Annotated in this window: 12 protein-coding genes; 9 read left to right on the top strand and 3 right to left on the bottom strand. The window is 68.5% G+C overall.

What is annotated here, in order from left to right:
• Window positions 1-157 precede the first annotated feature (157 nt).
• Window positions 158-2,122, top strand: a complete 1,965-nt coding sequence (locus ACYQ5L_RS23870; protein WP_459960328.1) for an MFS transporter — start codon at window positions 158-160, stop codon at window positions 2,120-2,122.
• A 186-nt stretch (window positions 2,123-2,308) separates the two neighbouring features.
• On the opposite strand, the gene ACYQ5L_RS23865 is transcribed toward ACYQ5L_RS23870, so the two are convergent.
• Complete coding sequence (locus ACYQ5L_RS23865; RefSeq protein WP_459960326.1) at window positions 2,309-3,187, bottom strand: alpha/beta fold hydrolase; 879 nt, start codon at window positions 3,185-3,187, stop codon at window positions 2,309-2,311.
• A 114-nt stretch (window positions 3,188-3,301) separates the two neighbouring features.
• On the opposite strand from ACYQ5L_RS23865, the gene ACYQ5L_RS23860 reads away from it, so the two are divergent.
• Complete coding sequence (locus tag ACYQ5L_RS23860) at window positions 3,302-6,892, top strand: ATP-binding protein (protein WP_459960324.1); 3,591 nt, start codon at window positions 3,302-3,304, stop codon at window positions 6,890-6,892.
• On the opposite strand, the gene ACYQ5L_RS23855 is transcribed toward ACYQ5L_RS23860, so the two are convergent.
• Window positions 6,822-7,712, bottom strand: coding sequence for an NAD-dependent protein deacetylase (locus tag ACYQ5L_RS23855; RefSeq protein WP_459960322.1), 891 nt, complete (start codon window positions 7,710-7,712; stop codon window positions 6,822-6,824). The two genes, ACYQ5L_RS23860 and ACYQ5L_RS23855, sit on opposite strands and share 71 nt — an antisense overlap.
• A 131-nt stretch (window positions 7,713-7,843) precedes the next feature.
• Here ACYQ5L_RS23855 and ACYQ5L_RS23850 point away from each other — a divergent pair, with 131 nt between their 5' ends.
• Complete coding sequence (locus ACYQ5L_RS23850) at window positions 7,844-8,644, top strand: SDR family oxidoreductase (protein WP_459960320.1); 801 nt, start codon at window positions 7,844-7,846, stop codon at window positions 8,642-8,644.
• A gap of 13 nt (window positions 8,645-8,657) precedes the next feature.
• Here ACYQ5L_RS23850 and ACYQ5L_RS23845 read toward each other — a convergent pair whose 3' ends face one another.
• Window positions 8,658-9,656 carry a 1-aminocyclopropane-1-carboxylate deaminase/D-cysteine desulfhydrase gene (locus ACYQ5L_RS23845; protein ID WP_459960318.1) on the bottom strand — a complete coding sequence of 333 codons (999 nt, stop codon included), beginning with the start codon at window positions 9,654-9,656 and terminating at the stop codon, window positions 8,658-8,660.
• Window positions 9,657-9,747: 91 nt separating this feature from the next.
• On the opposite strand from ACYQ5L_RS23845, the gene ACYQ5L_RS23840 reads away from it, so the two are divergent.
• From ACYQ5L_RS23840 to ACYQ5L_RS23815, 6 genes are all read left to right on the top strand, one after another.
• On the top strand, window positions 9,748-10,605 hold the full coding sequence (locus ACYQ5L_RS23840) for a hypothetical protein (RefSeq protein WP_459960316.1): 858 nt from the start codon (window positions 9,748-9,750) through the stop codon (window positions 10,603-10,605).
• Between the two features lie 150 nt (window positions 10,606-10,755).
• A complete protein-coding gene (locus ACYQ5L_RS23835; protein WP_459960315.1) occupies window positions 10,756-11,616 on the top strand; it encodes an SDR family NAD(P)-dependent oxidoreductase in 861 nt (286 codons plus the stop codon).
• A 23-nt stretch (window positions 11,617-11,639) separates the two neighbouring features.
• On the top strand, window positions 11,640-12,938 hold the full coding sequence (locus tag ACYQ5L_RS23830) for a phytoene desaturase family protein (protein ID WP_459960313.1): 1,299 nt from the start codon (window positions 11,640-11,642) through the stop codon (window positions 12,936-12,938).
• A 73-nt stretch (window positions 12,939-13,011) separates the two neighbouring features.
• Window positions 13,012-14,961 (top strand): hypothetical protein, encoded by a 1,950-nt coding sequence (locus ACYQ5L_RS23825; RefSeq protein WP_459960311.1) that lies wholly within the window; start codon window positions 13,012-13,014, stop codon window positions 14,959-14,961.
• Window position 14,962: 1 nt separating this feature from the next.
• Window positions 14,963-16,462, top strand: a complete 1,500-nt coding sequence (locus ACYQ5L_RS23820) for a hypothetical protein (protein ID WP_459960309.1) — start codon at window positions 14,963-14,965, stop codon at window positions 16,460-16,462.
• Window positions 16,459-17,943 (top strand): glycosyltransferase, encoded by a 1,485-nt coding sequence (locus ACYQ5L_RS23815; protein ID WP_459960307.1) that lies wholly within the window; start codon window positions 16,459-16,461, stop codon window positions 17,941-17,943. The genes ACYQ5L_RS23820 and ACYQ5L_RS23815 overlap by 4 nt, the downstream gene beginning before the upstream one ends.
• Window positions 17,944-17,981 lie beyond the last annotated feature (38 nt).

Genomic DNA, 17,981 nt, shown 5'->3' with positions numbered 1-17,981 from the left:
CCCGCCCAGCGAGACCGTTACAATCTGCTCAGTTTTCGATCTTCGATAGCAGTGATCTGAATCACTCATGACCGCTACCCTGTTCTCACCCGGCTGATCGTGGCGTTGTAGGCCTACCGGTCACGCGAGATGCCGTGGGCAGAAAGGCGTCTCGATCATGAGTTCCACCTCGGCAGCCGTCCGTCCCTCCGATGCAGCGCCCACACTGCTCACGGGGCTGTGGCGGCGCAAGCTCCCGCACTATCCGGAGACTCCGGCGCGGTCCTGGTACCTGTTCATCGTGGTGGTCGTCTCGATCGCCCAGTACTACCAGCTGTTCGTCGCCGGCGCGGTGGGCAATGAACTCATCGCCTACTTCGACCTGACCTTCCGGTACTTCGTCGGCATCTTCATCGCCGGGTCGGCCTTCGGCGCGGCGGCGTCGGTGGCGGCCGGGCTGCTGGACCGGTACGGGCGGGCCAATATCGTCGCCTACGGCACGGTCATCGTCTCGCTGCTCACGCTGTTCGCGGTGCCGCAGACCACCACCAAGGAAGCATTCCTGGTGGTCTATTGCCTGATCAGCATTGTGGAGGGCGCGGTGCTGGTGGCGACGCCCGCCATCGTGCGTGACTTCTCACCGCAGCTGGGCCGCGCCTCGGCCATGGGGTTCTGGACGTTGGGCCCGGTGCTCGGCGCGCTGGTGACCACCGAGATCTCCTCGGCGACTCTGGCCGACCATCCCGATTGGCAGTACCACTACCGGTTGTGCGGCGTCATCTGCGTGGTCATCTCGATTCTCGGGCTGCTCGGGCTGCGCGAGCTCAGTCCCGCCCTGCGCGACCAGATCATGGTGTCGCTGCGCGACAAGGCGCTGGTGGAGGCGCGGGCGCGCGGGCTGGATGTGACCGCGCTGGAACGGCATCAGTGGAAGCAGATGCTGAAGTTCAATATCATCGGCTCGGCCTTCGCCATTTCGATCTTCCTGGCGTTCTTCTACACCATCGTGTCGTTCCTGCCGGTGTACATGGCGACCAACTTCGGATTCACCGCGGCGCAGGCCAATGCCATGGGCAACTGGTACTGGATCTCCAATGCCGCGGCGCTGGTACTGACCGGAATCGTCTCCGACTACCTGAAGGTGCGCAAACCGTTCATGATCTTCGGCGCGGTGCTGAGCATCATCGGGGTGTACATCTTCCTCGGCTACACCGACCGGCCGGGGACCGACTACTACACGTTCGCAATCGTGTTGAGCTTCATCGCCATCGGCACCGGCATCGCGTACTCCTGCTGGATGGCCAGCTTCACCGAAACCGTCGAGGAACGCAATCCGGCGGCGACGGCGGTCGGGCTCGCGGTATGGGGCGGCACCCTGCGCACGGTGGTCACCTTCGTGCTGTTCGGCCTGCTCATCGTGGTCACCGCGGCGGGCACGCTGGTGAACTACGGGCCCAGGCTGCAAGAGATCTCGAGCAAATACCACGCGGAGATCGCCACCATCCAGAAGGTGGGTACCGAGACCATGGCGAAACTGGGCGAGAACCCCAACGACCAGGACGCCCAGGTCGCAGCCCTGACCAAGCTGAGCGGCGCCGCCGAGGCCGACATCCGGACCGCCGTGAGCCTGAATTCCCGCTTCCCGCAAGAACTCGCGACCCTGCAAGCGGTCGACACCAGCGTGCTCACCAAGGTCGTCGTCAACCCCAACGACCAGGAAGCCCTCGCCACCGCCATCGGCCAGATCGCGCGGAAATTCAATATCCCCGCCGATCAGGCCGCGGCTCGACTGCAAGCGGCACAACAGGTTCCGGTCAATGAACTGGCCGTCGCCTCCCAGGTGAGCGCACCGCTCACCAAGGCCACCGCCGAACTTCAAGCGGTCAGCAACATCCCCGCCGAGGACCGCGACTACCTCTCCGCCCACGGCGAAGAGGTAGTCCAGGCCCGCGAGGACTCCGCCGACCAATGGAAGACCTGGTGGTGGATCTGCCTCATAGCCCAAATCGCCTTCCTCCCCTTCGTCTTCTTCATGTCCGGCTACTGGAGCCCGAAGAAGGCCGAGGAAGCCGCGGCCGCCCACGACGCAGCCGTAGACCGCGAACTGTCCGCTATGGCGGCCCAACCGGAACCGGCCCGGTGACAGACGGCTGGGCCGTGGTCGGCTACTCGACGGCAGTGCGATCAGCAGAACGACGACGTCCGCCGTGACAATGAGAGACCGTCCTGCGCCTCGGCGAGTGAACAGCGGGACGGCTCCCGCCACGAACGGATTCGTCACGCTCGCCATCGTCCCTAGGGCGAGGAACCGATGAACACGCGGAGCGAATCAGCGACGCAGTAGGTCGCGGAGGGCGCGCACAACATCGGTCGGCGCTTCCTCGGCCATGAAGTGACCGCAGGTGAGCAGTCTGTGATCCAGGTCCGGAGCCCACTTCCGCCAGAGACCCGCGGCATCGAACCCGAGCGCGGAGCCCCAATCCTGTTGCAACACGGTCACCGGCATCCGCAGTGTGTTCCCGGCTTCCCGGTCCGCCAGATCGTGCGCGATATCGGCATTGGCCGAGGCCCGGAAGTCGGCCACGATGGACGGGACCGCCTCCCGCGACGCGGCCAGATACGCCGCGCGGACCTCGGCCGGAACAGCCTGCGGATTCTTCCCCCAGATATCGAGGAAGTGCCCGAAGAACGCGTCGGGACTGCCGGCGATGAGCTGCTCGGGCAGCCCCTCCGGCTGGGCCATGAGGTACAGGTGGAAGGCGATCGCGCCATCGACCCCGTGCAGCACGTCCCAGGTCTCGATGGTGGGCATTCCATCCAGGCTGGCCAGATGCGTGATCACCTCCGGATGGTCGAGCCCGGCCCGAATGGCCACCAGCGCGCCCCGGTCGTGCCCGGCCAACGCGAACCGGTCGAACCCGAAAGCCTTTGCCAGCGCCACGATGTCATTGCCCATGGTGCGCTTGGAATAGGTCTCGCCGTCGACGGCGACCGGCTTGTCGCTGTCACCGTAGCCGCGCAGATCCGGCGTCAGCACAGTGTGGTCGGCCGCTAGATCGGCGGCCACATGCCGCCACATCAGATGGGTCTGCGGGAAACCGTGCAACAAGACGATCGGACTGCCCGAACCGGCGACGGCGACATTGAGCGTCACACCGTCGGCAACGGTGACGCGCTGGTAGTCGAAGCCGGGGATACGCGTGGTCATAGGAATCCTTCCAAGTGCTCTCAGGGACACGACCAGCCTCGTCCGGTCCACTGAGCAATCGATCAGCAGCGACTCAGCGATAGAGTCGATCACCGTGATCGGATATCCGTCCCCATGCTGACCCTCAGCGTCCTCGGCCCGCTCCGGGCCGAGGACGAGCGCGGCCGGGTACCCCTGAAAGGCCCGCGCCACCGCGCCGTCCTGGCCCGTCTCCTCATCGCCCACGGCCGAGTGGTCCCGACCACCCAACTCATCGACGACCTCTGGGAGCGTCCACCCCACAACGCGCCCGGCGCCCTCCAAACCTTCATCGCCGATCTCCGCCGCTCCCTGGAACCGGACCGGCCACCCCGCCGGCCCGCCCGCACCCTGATCACCGCCGCCCCCGGCTACGCTCTCCGCATCGACTCGAATCAGGTCGACGCGGGCCGCTTCGAATCCCTGCTCCACACCGCGACCACCGCTTCCACCACCGGCCGCTACGCCGAAGCTCTCCATGACCTGGACGCGGCCCTGGCCCTCTGGCAGGGCCCCGCCTATGCCGAGTTCGCCGATCAGCACTGGGCCCGAGGCGAAATCGCGCGTCTCGATGAATTGTGCCTTCTCGCAATAGAACAGCGTGCCCGAGCCCTCCTCGAACTGGGCCGCCCCGCCGAGGCGGTAGCGGCCCTGGACTCCCACCTCCGGGACAATCCGCTGCGCGAACAAGCCTGGCAAACCAAAGCTTTGGCCCTCTACCGCTCCGGCCGCCAAGCGGAGGCCCTCGCCGCCCTTCGCGCGATCCGCGACAACCTCCGCACCGAGCTGGGGGTAGACCCCAGCCCGCACCTGCGCGACCTGGAAGCCGCCGTGCTCGCCCACGCCCCGCACTTGACTCCGCCGCCGGCCACCTCGCCGCCCGAGCACGGGTGGGACGAGTCATCCGGTCGGGTCGCCGGATCCGCGGCGACACCGACGCCGAGCGGGAAGCTATCTACGGGTGACGAATCCGCTGCGACCGCAATGCCCCGCGGCGATGCGTCATCCGGTGGCGGCGCGGGGGTTGAATCCGTTCGCGGCGAGCCCGAAGACGCTGAGCGGGTGGGCACGGCCGGGACCGCTGCGGCGGAAGGCGGTAAGGCGCGGTCGGGCAATTCGGTCCTGCCGGGCTATTCCTCTCGGAACGGCTCGGATAACGCACGGCCGGAGGGGAATTCGGGCCCTCCTGTGCATCCCGCGACAGGGCAAGGCGCTCCAGTGCCGGTGGGCGGGTTCGTCGGGCGAGAGAGTGAACTTGCGGGGCTGCGTCGGGCGGCGGAAGAGGCGGTTGCGCAGGGGAGTTCGCGGATCGTGCTCGTGGCGGGCGAAGAGGGGGCAGGGAAGACGGCGCTTGTCGGGAAATTGTCGGGGGAGTTGGCCGGGCGGGGGTGGACGGTCGCGTGGGGGGCGAGCCCGGCTGACGGAGGTGCGCCGCCGAATTGGCCCTGGACGCGGATCCGCGAGCAGCTCGCGGGCGCGGATCATGGCGGGGTTGTGCCGCGGCCCGATCTCATGCCGGGTCGCGCGGCGGCGGCGCGAGCACGCGGGGATGATCATGGGGCGGCCCATAGGGTGCTCGGCAGCAGTGATGATCGAGTGGACGGGGTGGACGGGGCCGCCGGTCGTGATCCGGCGGTGGCGCGGTTCATGGAACGGCGGGCGGCTGTTGATTACCTGGGTTCGGTGGCGCGGGGTGGGCCGGTATTGCTGGTGTTCGATGACCTGCATTGGGCGGGGGAGGAAACGCTCGAGTTGGTGACGGAGCTGGTGAGTGCGCCGGTGGCCGGGCCGGTGCTGGTGGTGGGTGCGTATCGGGGCACCGAGGTAGGGGTGGAACTCGTTGCGGCGCTGGCGCGGATGGCGCGAACGGAACCGGTGCGCATCTCGTTGGGCGGGTTGAGCGAGGCGGAGACCGGGGGGATCGTCCGCGAGATCGCGGGGGCGGCGATCGGGGCGGGGGTGGTGCGCGGCATTTATCGGCGTGGGGACGGGAACCCCTTCTTCACAAGGGAACTGGCGCGATTGATCCGTGATGAAGGGGAAACGGCGTTGCAGGCGGTTCCCGCAGGGGTACGCGATGTCGTGCGGCATCGGCTCGGGCGGCTGACGGAGGCGGACCGGACGGTTCTGCAGCAGGCTTCGGTGATCGGAGTGGAGTTCGATCGGGAACTGCTGGTGCGATTGGCGGGTGACGAGGAGCGAGTGCTCGCGGGTGTGGAAGCCGCGCTGGGTGCAGGGTTTCTGGGTGAAACCAGCAGCCCCGATGTGGCTTTCGTGCATGTTGTGGTGCGGGAGGTCGTGTACGGCGAGATTTCCGGGCCGCGCCGGGCGGCTTGGCACGGCGCAGTCGGGGAGCTGCTGGAGCAGGCGGGCGGTAGTGATGTCGCCGTGCTGGCCCACCATTTCGTGCGGGCGGGGACGCGGGGTACGGCGGCGCGGGCCGCGAAGTATGCGCGGTTGGCGGCGCTTGCGGCGGAGCGGGTGTTCGCGCCGCGGGAGGCGGCGCGGTGGTGGGGCGATGCGGTCGCCGCTTATGAGCGGATCGGGGAGGTGCGCGATCGGCTGGAGGCCAGTACGGGGCTGGTGCGGGCGTTGGCGGTGACCGGGCGCTTGGCCGAGGCGCGTGAGCGGTGGGAGGAAACCATCGGAGCGGCGGAGGAATTCGGTGATTCGAGACTGACGGCCCGGGTGATCGCGGCCTTCGATGTGCCGACCGTGTGGACCGAGCACGACGATCCGGAGTCGGCGCGGCGCGTGGTCGATGCTGCGGAACGCGCGCTGCGGGAATTGGCGGATGCGGATGCCGATTCGGAGTTGCGTTGCCGGTTGCTGACGACCATTGCGCTGGAGCTTCGTGCGACCGACGCAGAACGGGGGCGGGCCGCTGCTGCGGAGGCCGAAGAGATTGCGCGGCAGGCGGATAACCCGGCACTGCTCGCCTTCACTCTGAACGCTCGCTACATGCAGAGCTTCTACCGTGCGGGGCTTGCCGGAGAGCGCGCCCGCATCGGCGCCGACCTGGTGGATTTGTCACGGGCACACGGTCTGGTCACATTCGAAGTCCTCGGTCATCTCATTCTGCTGCAAGCCCTCAGCGCCACAGCGGATTTCGATGCCGCCGATGAGCACGCCGCAGTGGTGGACGCTGTGGCCGACCACTACGGTCTGCCGCTGGTATCGGTCTTCACTCGCTGGTATGCGGTAATGCGGGATTCCCTGTCGATGCCGGGCGCGGAAGCCGAGGCCGCTTATCGGTCGGCGGCGGCCGCAGTTCCGCTCGCGGCGATGCCCGGGCTCGGTCGCGGGCTGCTGCCGCTGGCGCTGCTCTGTGTGCGGTTGCGGCACGGGCAGCCGATCGGATCGGAGCCGGGTACCGACTGGGGACCTCACGAGCCGTGGGTGCGGCCGCTGCTCCTGCTGGAGGAGGGCCGCCGCGAGGAGGCCCGGGCAGCCTTGCGCGCGCTACCGGACGCGCCGCCGGATCTGCTGCTGGAACTGCGGCTGTGCCTGGTCGCGCGGGCAGCCGTCGAGCTCGGTGAGCGGGACCTCATGGCGCGCGTGCACGACCGATTGCTGCCTGCCGCAGGCGAACTCGCGGGTGCGGGGACCGGGCTGGTCACACTCGAACCAGTTGCGCACTATCTGGCGACGGTGGAGCCGGCGCCAGGGCGTCGGCGAGTGCGGTGAGGGCGGGAGAGCAGCCGGCGTCGATGGTCCGTGCGGCCAGTTCGTCGCCGCGGGTGCGGCCGCGGTTCAGGATCACCACGGGGCGGCCGGTTTTGGCGGCGTGGCGGGCGAAGCGCAGGCCGGACATGACGGTGAGGGAGGAGCCGGCCACGAGCAGGGCGTCGGCGGCGTCGACGAGGGCGTAGGAGTCGGCGACTCGATCCTTGGGGACGGTTTCGCCGAAGTAGACGATATCGGGCTTGAGCATGCCGCCGCAGCGGGCGCAGTCGACCATGCGGAAGGACTCGGTGTCGGTGAGGACGGCGTCGGCGTCGGGGGCGACTTCCAGGCCGGTGATGCGGGCGGCCTCGGCGAAGCCCGGATTGGCGGCTTCGAGGCGGTCGGCCAGGGTCATGCGCGAGATCAGGGCGTCACAGCCCAGGCAGCGCACCCGGGCGTAGACGCCGTGCAGGTCGATGACCGAGCGCTGACCGGCCTTCGTGTGCAGCAGATCCACGTTCTGCGTGATCAGCCCCGTGACCACCCCGGCGCGTTCCAGACGGGCCAGGGCGCGGTGACCCGGATTGGGGCGAGCGGCATCCATATAGCGCCAGCCGACGTGATTGCGGGCCCAATAGCGTTGGCGGAACACCGGATCACCGACGAACTGCTGATAGGTCATGGGATTGCGCGGCGGTGTGTCCGGCCCGCGGTAGTCGGGAATACCGCTGTCGGTGGAGATGCCCGCACCGGTCAGGACCGCCACGCGGCGGCCGGAGAGCAGATCGAGCAGCTGGTCGAGCTGGCCTCGAGAGACGGCGGCCGCCGATGCATCCGACATGCGCCCAGGGTACGAGCGCCACCCGGCTGTGTGCCCGGCCACACCGTGTCACACCCGCGCGGGGCGCGTCGTCATCAGGGCAAGAGCGTCGCGAACAGGCGCCACGGTCTCGGCTGAAGGAGATGGCCATCATGACGAAGACGGTTCTGGTCACCGGTGGAACGGGCACCCTGGGCAAGCACGTCACCCCGCTGCTGCTCGCCGCGGGCGTGCGGGTGCGAGTGCTGAGCCGCACCGCGCGCACCGGTGCGGACGGCATCGAATACGTGGCGGGCGACCTGACGACCGGCGAGGGCATCGCGGCCGCGGTCGCCGGTGCCGACACCGTCCTGCACCTGGCGGGCAGCCCCAAGGGCGACGGCGACAAGGCGCGCACCCTGGTCGAGGGCATCCGGGCCGCGGGCGCCCGCCCGCACCTGGTGTACATCTCGGTCGTCGGCGCGGACCGCGTGCCGGTGGAGAGCGCGGTGGATCGCGCGCTCATGGCGTACATGGCCGCCAAGCGGGAAGCCGAACTGGTGGTGGAGAATTCGGGCCTGCCGTGGACCACGCTGCGCGCCAGCCAGTTCCACGATCTGCTGTTCACCATGGTGGCGGCGGTGGGCAAGCTGCCGATCGTCCCCGCCTTCGACTTCCGTTTCCAGCCCATCGATTCGGCCGAGGTCGCCCAGCGACTGGTGGAGCTGACCCTCGGCGAGCCGGCCGGGCTGGTGGCGGACATCGCCGGGCCCAAGGTCTACACCATGAAGGAACTGGTGCGCAGCTACCTCGACGCCACCGGCAAGCACCGGCCGATCATCACCGTGAAGACCCCGGGCAAGGCGGCGCGCGCCTACAAGGAGGGCGGCAACCTCGCCCTGGACCGCGCGGTGGGCGAGCGCACCTGGGAGGAGTTCCTGGCCGCCGCGCTCGCCGCACCGGCCGGCGCCTGATGCCGGGCTCGGCTCAGCGTGGGCCGTTGGTGTTGAGATACACCACCGGCCCATTGCTGAAGTGCCCCTGCGCATTCAGATCCAGCAGCGCGGCCATGGCCTTGGCGGTGTAGACCGGTTCCAGGGTCAGATGCTCCAGATCCGCTGAGAGTTTCTGCGCCGTAAGGGCTTCCGGCGTCGGATAACCGTACCCGGGACCCAGATACTCGGTCACGATCTCGAGATTGCCGGTGCGGGAGATGTTCTCGGGCAGTCGGGCGCCCCGCTCCCGCAGCAGCCGTGCGGCGCGATCGGCCAGCCTGCTCACTGCGGGCTCGTCCAGGCGCAGGGTGTCGTTCACGACCACCCCGACCACCCGCGTCGGCAGTCCGGCCAGCCGCAGTCCCAGCGACAGCCCGGCCACCGTGCCGCCCGAGCCCACCGGCGTGACGATATGCGCTGGCTCGGGCAGCTCTCCCGCCCGCACCTGGTCCGCGATCTCCAATGCCGCTTCCACATAGCCGAGCGCCCCGATCGGCGAGGATCCGCCCGCGGGCAGGAAGTACGGCAGGCGTCCCCGTGCACTGTGCCGCGCCAGAATCAGCGGCGCGCGCAAGATGGTCCGCGCCTTGGTATGCGTGAAATACAGTCGCGCGCCCGAGGCGCGCAGCCGCTCCAACTGTGCGCGCACGTGTTCGTCCTCGGGCTGATCCACCAGCGCCAGCACGGTTTTCAGGCCCTGCTCGCGCCCGTACAGGGCCGTCGCCAAACCCCAATTGGTGCCCAGGCCGCCGACGGTCACGATGGTGGTCCGCCCGCGCCGCAGCGCGTCCGGCAGCAACCACTCCAGTTTGCGGACCTTGTTCCCGCCCCAGCCGCCCTCGCCGAACGCGCTGTCGTCCTTGACCCACAGCTCGGCCCCGGCGCTGTCGAGCGAGCTCAGCCGCCGCACCGGCGTCGGGCTCTTCCCCAGCGCGAGATGCGGCAGCGAGTCCGCGAGTTCGGGGTGGATCCGGTGGAGAAACGGCGTCACTTCCCCAACATATCGACCGGCCAGTCCTTGGACGAGCGCGGCAGTGCTTTTCGGACGAGCGCGACAGGGCCTGGGCGAGGCATTCTGAAACATGAACAAGAATTCGGATCCGCCCGGACGCCGCAATGCCGCGGCCTTCGCGCTGGGAGCAGCCGCCACGGCGGTGGTGCTCGCCGTCGCTGCCCTCGGATATGCCGTGGTGACCAGGGACGACGGCAACAATACGGACTCGGCCCCGTCGACTCCGGCGACCACGATCACCGTCAGCGGACCGGGCGCCCCCGCAACGGCCTCGGACCTCCCGCTGACCACCACCCCCGGCGGTGCCGTGCCGAACACCTTCGCCTATCAACCGCTCTGGCCCTTCGCCGATGCCGCCGGAGCCGCCGCCTGGCAGCAGTCCTATCGCGAGGGCGGCCATCAACCCTGGCATCTCGATCCCGCCGCCACCGCGCTGGGCTTCGCCCGCGACTACCTCGGCTACGCGAATATCGACCGCGTCGTGCAGGTGGAGACCAAGGGTGAACAAGCCTGGGTGACGGTCGGTTACGACGATCCGGCCGAACCGGGCGGCGACGCCTTCCCCGCCGCGAAACTGCATCTGGTGCGCCTGGGCGCCGGCGCCGATGCCCCGTGGGAGATCGTCGGCACCGAGGACAGCGCCCTCACGCTGACCGCCCCGAAGTACGGCGCCCGGATCACCTCCCCGGTGACGGTCGGCGGCCGCATCACCGGGGTGGACGAGAGCCTCGACATCCAGATCCGGCAGCTCGCGCAGCCGGCCCCGATCGGTGAGACCGGCATGATCCCGGCCGGCGGCACCGACACACCGTGGTCCGGGACCATCGACTTCAGCGCGTCGTGCCCGGGCACGCTCACCATCGCGGTCGCCACCGGCGGGCATATCGAGGAGGTGGAGCGCTTTGCCGTCACCGGCGTTCGCTGCTGAGCGAACGCCCCGCTGCGATCGCCCTCGGACATACCCTGAATTGGGCGTCGAGCTGCATCGATAACGCGAGTACGGTTGAACCGAGCGGGCAAAGGCGACCGCGACCCTGGCGAATGGAATGCGGAGTTTCGAAGGTCCGCAAGGAGAATCATGCCTGGTGTAGCCGATCGAGTCGTCATCGTCACCGGCGCGGGCGGGGGACTGGGCCGCGAATACGCGCGGCTGCTGGCCGCCGAAGGCGCCCTCGTCGTCGTCAACGATCTCGGAAGCAACCGCGACGGAACGGGTTCCGGCACCGCCATGGCCGACAGCGTGGTCGGCGAGATCCGGGCCATGGGCGGCAGAGCCGTCGCCAACTACGACAGCGTCGCCACCGCCGCGGGCGCGGCCGCGGTCGTCGCCACCGCCCTCGCCGAATTCGGTGCGGTGCACGGCATCGTCAACAATGCCGGCATCCTGCGCGACGGCAGCTTCGCCAAGATGACCGAGGAGAACTGGGATGCCGTGGTGCGGGTGCACCTGTTCGGCGCCTACCACGTCACACATGCCGCATGGGGCCACTTCCGGGAGCAGGGTTACGGCCGCGTGGTCATGGCCACCTCCACCACCGGCCTGTACGGCACCTTCGGCCAAGCCAACTACGGCGCAGCCAAACTCGGGCTGGTCGGCCTCATGAACACCCTCGCCATCGAGGGGCGCGAGTACGACATCACGGTCAATGCCGTCGCTCCGCTGGCCGCCACCCGCATGACCGCCGAGGCCCCGGCCGATCTGCTGCAGAATCTCCCGCCCGCGCATGTGGCTCCCGTGGTGGGCTTCCTGCTGAGCGAGGAGTGCGAGGACACCGGCATGGTGCTCATCGTCGGCGGCGGCACGGTGCAGCGCGTACAGCTGTTCGCGGGCAAACCGGTGCTGTATCCGGAGGTGCCGACAATCGAGGAAGTGCGGGAGAATTGGAACCGCATTACCGATATGTCCGACGCTGAGCCCGGGGCGAACCCCGTGGGCTGAGCGCATCTCCGAGGAGCCTCGCCATGAGCGAGAACAATTGGGACGCATTGGTTGTCGGAGCCGGAGCGGGGGGCCTGTGCGCCGCCGCGCGGCTGTCGCACCACGGCTATCGCACCCTGGTGGCCGAACGTCTGGACCGGGTCGGTGGTCGCGCCTCCACCGACGAACTCGACGGTTTCATCGTGAACAAGGGCGCGTCCGCCATCGAGATCGGGGGCGTCACCGAGGACACCTTCGCCGAGGTCGGCGCGAAATTCGAAGTCCGCGCGGTGGATCCGCCGATTCTGTATCGCATCGCGGGCCGCGATGTGGACGTCACCGGGGGCGGCTGGGGGCTCTTGATGTCCCAGCTGATCCGTCAAGGGGCCAAGCTGCTGAAGACCACCGTGGACGAGAGCCGGGAGATCTCCACCGCGGACTGGGTGCGCAGGTATACGAAAAATGATGCGGTGCAAGGCATATTCCGGAATATGTGCGGAACGGTCTTCGCGGTCGGTTCGGAGGAACTGCCCGCACGCGTCTTCCTGACCTATTTCACCCGCAAGTCCGCGTTCAAGCGGATCGGGTTCTGCCCGCGCGGAACCATCGGCCTGTGGGAGTCGCTGGCCGCGGTGGTGGAGCGCAATGGCGGCGCGGTCTGGCTCGACAGCGAGGTGCGCGAGCTGTGTGTCCGGGACGGCCGCGTCACCGGGGCTCGCATCGAGCGCCACGGCGAAACCATCGATGTCACTTGTGCTTTCGCGATCAGCGATATCGGCCCGTCGGCGACGCTGGATGTGGTCGGACCCGAGCATTTCCCGGCCGATTACGTCGGGAAGGTCCTGCAGGGCGATCTGCCCTGCGCCATGATCTCGGTGAATTTCGCCAGCCGCGAACCGCTGATCTCGGCCCCGGGGCTGTTGAGCTTCGCCCGCACCCGGCGGCTGTGCTACGTCGCGAATTTCACCGACGCCTGCCCGGAGATGGCGCCGCGGGGCTGGCACCTGTATGTGGGCGTGGGCGTCCCCAAACCCTCGGTCGGCGATTTCGACGCGGAGGCCGAAACCGCGCTGATACTCCAGGATCTGCGCGCCGAGATCCCCGGCTTCGACCGCGCCCGCATCCTGTCCATCGCCGTGGCCCGCGACGACTGGCCGCCGCAGCGCGCCGTCGCCGGTTACGACCTGCCGCACACCACCCCCATTCCCAATCTCTGGAATGTCGGCGACGCCGTGAAGGAGTACGCCACCGGCGGCACCACCGCCTGCGCCGAAACCGCCAAGCTCGTGGTCGAGGAGATCCGCGCCGCCGACATCGGCGCGGCGACGGCGCCGGCGGGTTGATCCGCGTACCGGATTACGCAGCAGCCCGCATGTCGCAGGCTTTGTCATGCGTGTTGGCTATAGCATCCGCCGCATGACCTCGTCTCGCTGGCGTTCGGCTGCCGTCCGCGTGCTCGCGGCCTGCGCGGTGACCGTCGCACCGGTCGCCGTGCTGCCTGCCGCGGTGACCGCGGCCCCGGGTGACGTGCCGCTGTCCCTGCCGGCGCTGGGCATGGGCACATCGCTGACCTTCCCGGGCGGGCAGCATCAGGTCTCGCTGGTGCTGCCGATCCTGCCGGGCCTCGCGCCCACCGCGATCCTCGGCACCGCCCAGCTGCCGCCGCACGTCGCCCGCGGCACCATCGAGGTCTCCTCGGGCGGGCGATTCGTGGATCGCATCGATCTGCCGCTCGGCGCGCCCGCCCCCATCCGGCTGTCCCTGGCGGGTGCGCAGGTGAAGCAGAACGCGGTGGCGGTCACCCTGACTTCGTCACTGGTGCCGGAACCGGGCTGGTGCGTCACCGACTGGTGGGGCGTACCGCTGACCCTCGCCGACGTCTCGGTGGTCTACTCCGGCGAGGAGATCCAGCCCACGACCGTCGCGGACTTCCTGCCGCCGGTGCTCGGCAAGCTGACCATGTACCTGCCCGATCAGCCCAGCACCGTGGAGAGCAATGCCGCCCTCACGCTGGGCACGGCGGTGATCGCGCGGTACGGCCGCCAGCCGGTGGCGGTCGACATCCGCCGGCTCGGGGCGGACGGCCGGGCGCCCGACCATCCGCCCGGGTTCCTGGAACGGCAGGTGGTGATCCGCGAATCCTCCGATGCCGGACTGCGTTTGGATAATCCCGGCCCGGAACCGGTGCTGCGCCTGACCGGTGACGCCAAGGCGTTGCCGGATCAGACCCGCCTGCTGGTGAGCGATCTGTCGAAGATCGCCGTTTCCACAGGCGCGGCGGCGGTTTCGCTGCCGCAGGCCCCGATCGTGTCCCCGGACAGCGTCACCCTGTCCGAACTCGGTCAGACCCAGCTCAGCGCGACCTCGATCGGCGGGGTGCGGGTCGAGTTCGGCGTCGACCAGTCCCGGATCGGGCATCCGGTGCGTGATGTGCGAATTCGGTTGCTGGGCAACTACACCCCGCTGCCGGAATCCATGATGAGCGGCGCGATCGTGGTGGAGGCAAACGGCGCCTATATCGACGGCTGGCCGGTCGACGCGTCCGGCACCATCGATCGCTGGGTATCGATTCCCGATAAGCTGCTCACCCGGTTCACCACGATCGGCGTGACCCTGCGGCAGACCGGCGTCACCGAGGGCTGCGGCCTGGAGCGCCCGGTCTCGCTCGCCCTGCACCCGGACACCGAGGTCACCAGTCGCCCTGCGGCCCCGGCCATTCCGGGCGGTTTCGAGGCGCTGCCGCAGGCTTTGCAGCCGCAGGTGCAGGTCGGCCTGCGCGATCCCGGCTTCGCGGACACCGTGCGTGCGGCCACCATTCTCACCGGTCTGCAACGACTTTCGGTCATGCCGTTGCGGCCCGAGATCGTCGAATTCGACAAGGCGGTGCGCAGCTCGGTCCCCGCGGTCCTCATCTCCGCGAATGGGCAGGGGCTGAAATCGATTACGCTGCCACTGGATCCGAACAACGATGACCAGACCTTGACCGCGAACGGCGTCGAGGGCGATTCGGCCACCGTCCGGATCGATCCCACCGTCCCCGTGGGTGCGGTGCAGACCACCTGGAGCGGCGGCCGCACGGTGGTCGTCGCCGCCTCCACGGCTTCCCCCGGGCATCTGGACCGCGTCCTGGGCTGGTTGCAGGCCGACCTCGAGCGCTGGCAGGAACTGCACGGTGACGCGCTGTTCCAGGCCGGTGACCGCGAACCGGAGTTCTTCGACCCGGACGCCGCGCTCGGGACCGACACCGGACCGCAACCGCCGCCGTCCATCTCGCTCGCCCGCACGCTGACCATCGCGGGCGCGGTGGTCGCGCTGCTGGCCGTGCTGGCCGGCGCCCTGCTGCTGATGCGCCGCCGCAAGAGCTGACATGTCCGGCACAGCGGCCCGCGAGCACACCCGCGGCACGATGGTCCGCATCGCGCTGCGGCTGACGCTGATCGTCGTCGCCACCGCGGTCGCATTCTGGGACACCTGGTTTCGGCTCATCCAGGAGACTCGCGAGGGCTCCAGCATCGGCTATGTCTTCGTCTTGATCGCGCTCGCCGTGCTGGCCGCGCTCGGCATCATCCTGCGGCGCGGTCAGCAGTTGCCGATTCACGACCGGGAGACCGACGTGATCGTCGGCGGGCTGCTACTGGGCGCGGCCGCCGCGGTACAGGGGCTGCTGATGCCGCGCTATCGCTACTTCTACGACATGCTGCACCTGGATCTGCTGGCCGCCTGGCTGTTTCTGTTCGGCGCCTCGGTGCTGGTGTTCGGGCTGCGCCCGACCTGGCGATTCTGGCCGAGTTGGCTGTTGCTCCTGGCATTCTTCCCGGTGCCGTACCGACTGGTACGCGCTCTGCTGGGAGGCGACGCACTCCAGGCCGGCATCGCGATGCTGCCGTTGGCGGCCTTCGCCGCGGCCATCGGGGTGGGCCGTACCCGCACGCGCGCGCTGATCGGCGGGGTAGGGGCATTGGTGATCGGCGGGCTGGTGCTCGCCGTGATCGAGCGGTGGTGGCCGGGGTCGTCGTTCATCGTCTATCAGACGGTTCCGTCATTGATCGCGTGCTTCGCCATGTGCTTGGTGATGTACATCCAGGTGCGGCGCGGCGGTTCGCTCAAACCCCTTCCCGGTCCGATCAGCCCGCTCACCACCAATGAGATCCGGGGCGGGGTTGCCATGGTGGCGGTGGTCGCGGCGGCCGTCGCGTTGCTGCCGGTCCCCGAGGGCTACAACCGCACCTTCCCGCTCGTCCCCGGCCTGAACCTGGCCCGCCAGCACACCGTGCCGCCGGGCTGGACACTGCTCGCCGATCGCGAATACCCATGGGTCAAACGCTATTTCGGCAGTAAGGCGGAGCTGACGCGGAAGTTCGTTCGATCCGAGAACCGGAAACCGGAATGGGACAAGGAACTCCGGCGCCGCCGGGTAATGGTCGACATCACCTCGGCTCCGCGGGGATTCGATATCGACCGGCTTCCGGAGTTCGTGCTCTACGAACTCGACCAGCCCCGCATCAGCCCGGCTACCTGGGTCGACCTGGGTAATGGCGTGGTTGCCCGCATGAACACGGTGCTCGACGACCAGCGGTTGCTGAGCTGGACGTGGCTGAGCTGGAACTGGCGTGACGAATTCGGCGCCGAGCGGATCAGCCTCATCGCGGCGGACAACCACCTGATCGACGCCGAGTTCCCGCAGCCCAAGCCGGTCGCCTTCGATGTGTTCGACAGCGTGCTGAACATCTTCTTCCGCGGGAATGCGGTGGTGCTGGACTCCGATCCCGATTCCACCGCGGTCGATACCGATACCGCCCACAAGGACGGGCCGCTGCTCATCGAGCTCGCACGGGAGATGGTGCGGGCGGGGACCGGGCAGCCATGAGCGATACCGAGCGCGACGATACCGCGAGCCGTGATCCGGACTCGGCGCGAGCGCTGCACTACGCGGTGCATGGGTTGCGGGAGAACGATCCCATGGCCTCGGCGTCGGTGGCTTTCCTACCGTGGCAACGGAATTCGGCGATCGCGGTGGTGCTGCTCATCGTGGGGTGCGCGGTGTTCGCGCCCATGGCGACCCTCACGGCACTGGTCGCGCTGTGCACGCTGGTGTATCTGGCGGGCATGCTCGACCGGGTCCTGATCTTCAAACGCGGTCTGCCGCGCGACGCCATCATGACGGTGGACGATGAACGCGCGCTGGCGTTGACCGATGATCAGCTGCCCGCCTACACCATCCTGGTGCCCGCCTACGGTGAGCCGGAGGTGGTCGGGGATCTGCTGGGCGCGCTGGGCGGGCTGAACTATCCGCGCGACAAGATGCAAGTGCTGCTGCTGCTCGAAGAGGACGACGAGCCGACCATCGAAGCCGCCCGGCGGGCCGGTATCGGCGGCGAGATCGACTACGTGACAATGGTTCTGGTGCCCGAGGCGCAGCCGCGCACCAAACCCAAGGCGTGCAATTACGGCATGCACCTGGCCACCGGTGAGATCGTCACCATCTACGACGCCGAGGACATCCCCGATCCGCTGCAATTGCGCAGGGTGGTGGCGGCTTTCAGCGATCTTCCGGAGTCGACGGCCTGTGTTCAGGCCAAGCTCTCCTTCCACAACGCCCGGCAGAATCTGCTCACCTCCTGGTTCACCATGGACTACGGGCTGTGGTTCGGTTACCTGCTGCCGGGCCTGATGCGCAGTGCGGCGCCGATTCCCTTGGGCGGCACCTCGAATCACTTCAAGCGCACCATTCTCGAGGATCTCGGCGCGTGGGATCCCTACAACGTGACCGAGGACGCCGATCTGGGCGTCCGGCTTGCGGTGCACGGCTATTCGACCGGCGTGCTCGACTCCACCACCCTGGAGGAGGCCAATCCCGACCCCATCAACTGGGTGCGGCAGCGGTCGCGCTGGTACAAGGGGTATCTGCAATCCTGGCTCGTGCACGCGCGCCGCCCCATCCAGCTGTACCGGGCGATCGGGCCGGTGAGCTTCATTCGATTCACCCTGTTCCTGGCGGGCACGCCGGTCATCGCCTGCCTGAATCTGGTGTTCTGGTCCATCTCCATCGCGTGGATTCTGGGACAGCCCAGCGTGATCGGGCAGTTGTTCCCGTCGGTGGTCTATTTCCCCTCGCTCATCGCCTTGATCATCGGCAATGCGGCGACCATCTACATGAACCTCATCGCCTGCCGGGAGAACAATCGCCCGGACCTGATCTGGGCGTGCCTGCTCTCGCCGCTGTACTGGATCATGATGGCCGTCGCCTCGGTGAAGGGGTGCTATCAGCTCATTCGCAATCCCTCGTACTGGGAGAAGACCTTTCACGGTCTGGGAACGACCGCCGACACCTCGGAGGCGACGAGTTGACCGAGACCCTCGTGCGTGCGCCCGTGCCGGTCGATCCG

This window comes from Nocardia sp. IFM 10818 (assembly GCF_054655275.1).
The sequence above is the reverse complement of the archived record's forward strand: the minus strand, read 5'-3'. Positions and strand labels throughout refer to the sequence as shown.

Coding starts and splice junctions, on each gene's coding strand:
- ACYQ5L_RS23870 (WP_459960328.1), top strand. CDS start 158: ATGAGTTCCACCTCGGCAGCCGTCCGTCCCTCCGATGCAGCGCCCACA.
- ACYQ5L_RS23865 (WP_459960326.1), bottom strand. CDS start 3,187: ATGACCACGCGTATCCCCGGCTTCGACTACCAGCGCGTCACCGTTGCC.
- ACYQ5L_RS23860 (WP_459960324.1), top strand. CDS start 3,302: ATGCTGACCCTCAGCGTCCTCGGCCCGCTCCGGGCCGAGGACGAGCGC.
- ACYQ5L_RS23855 (WP_459960322.1), bottom strand. CDS start 7,712: ATGTCGGATGCATCGGCGGCCGCCGTCTCTCGAGGCCAGCTCGACCAG.
- ACYQ5L_RS23850 (WP_459960320.1), top strand. CDS start 7,844: ATGACGAAGACGGTTCTGGTCACCGGTGGAACGGGCACCCTGGGCAAG.
- ACYQ5L_RS23840 (WP_459960316.1), top strand. CDS start 9,748: ATGAACAAGAATTCGGATCCGCCCGGACGCCGCAATGCCGCGGCCTTC.
- ACYQ5L_RS23835 (WP_459960315.1), top strand. CDS start 10,756: ATGCCTGGTGTAGCCGATCGAGTCGTCATCGTCACCGGCGCGGGCGGG.
- ACYQ5L_RS23830 (WP_459960313.1), top strand. CDS start 11,640: ATGAGCGAGAACAATTGGGACGCATTGGTTGTCGGAGCCGGAGCGGGG.
- ACYQ5L_RS23825 (WP_459960311.1), top strand. CDS start 13,012: ATGACCTCGTCTCGCTGGCGTTCGGCTGCCGTCCGCGTGCTCGCGGCC.
- ACYQ5L_RS23820 (WP_459960309.1), top strand. CDS start 14,963: ATGTCCGGCACAGCGGCCCGCGAGCACACCCGCGGCACGATGGTCCGC.
- ACYQ5L_RS23815 (WP_459960307.1), top strand. CDS start 16,459: ATGAGCGATACCGAGCGCGACGATACCGCGAGCCGTGATCCGGACTCG.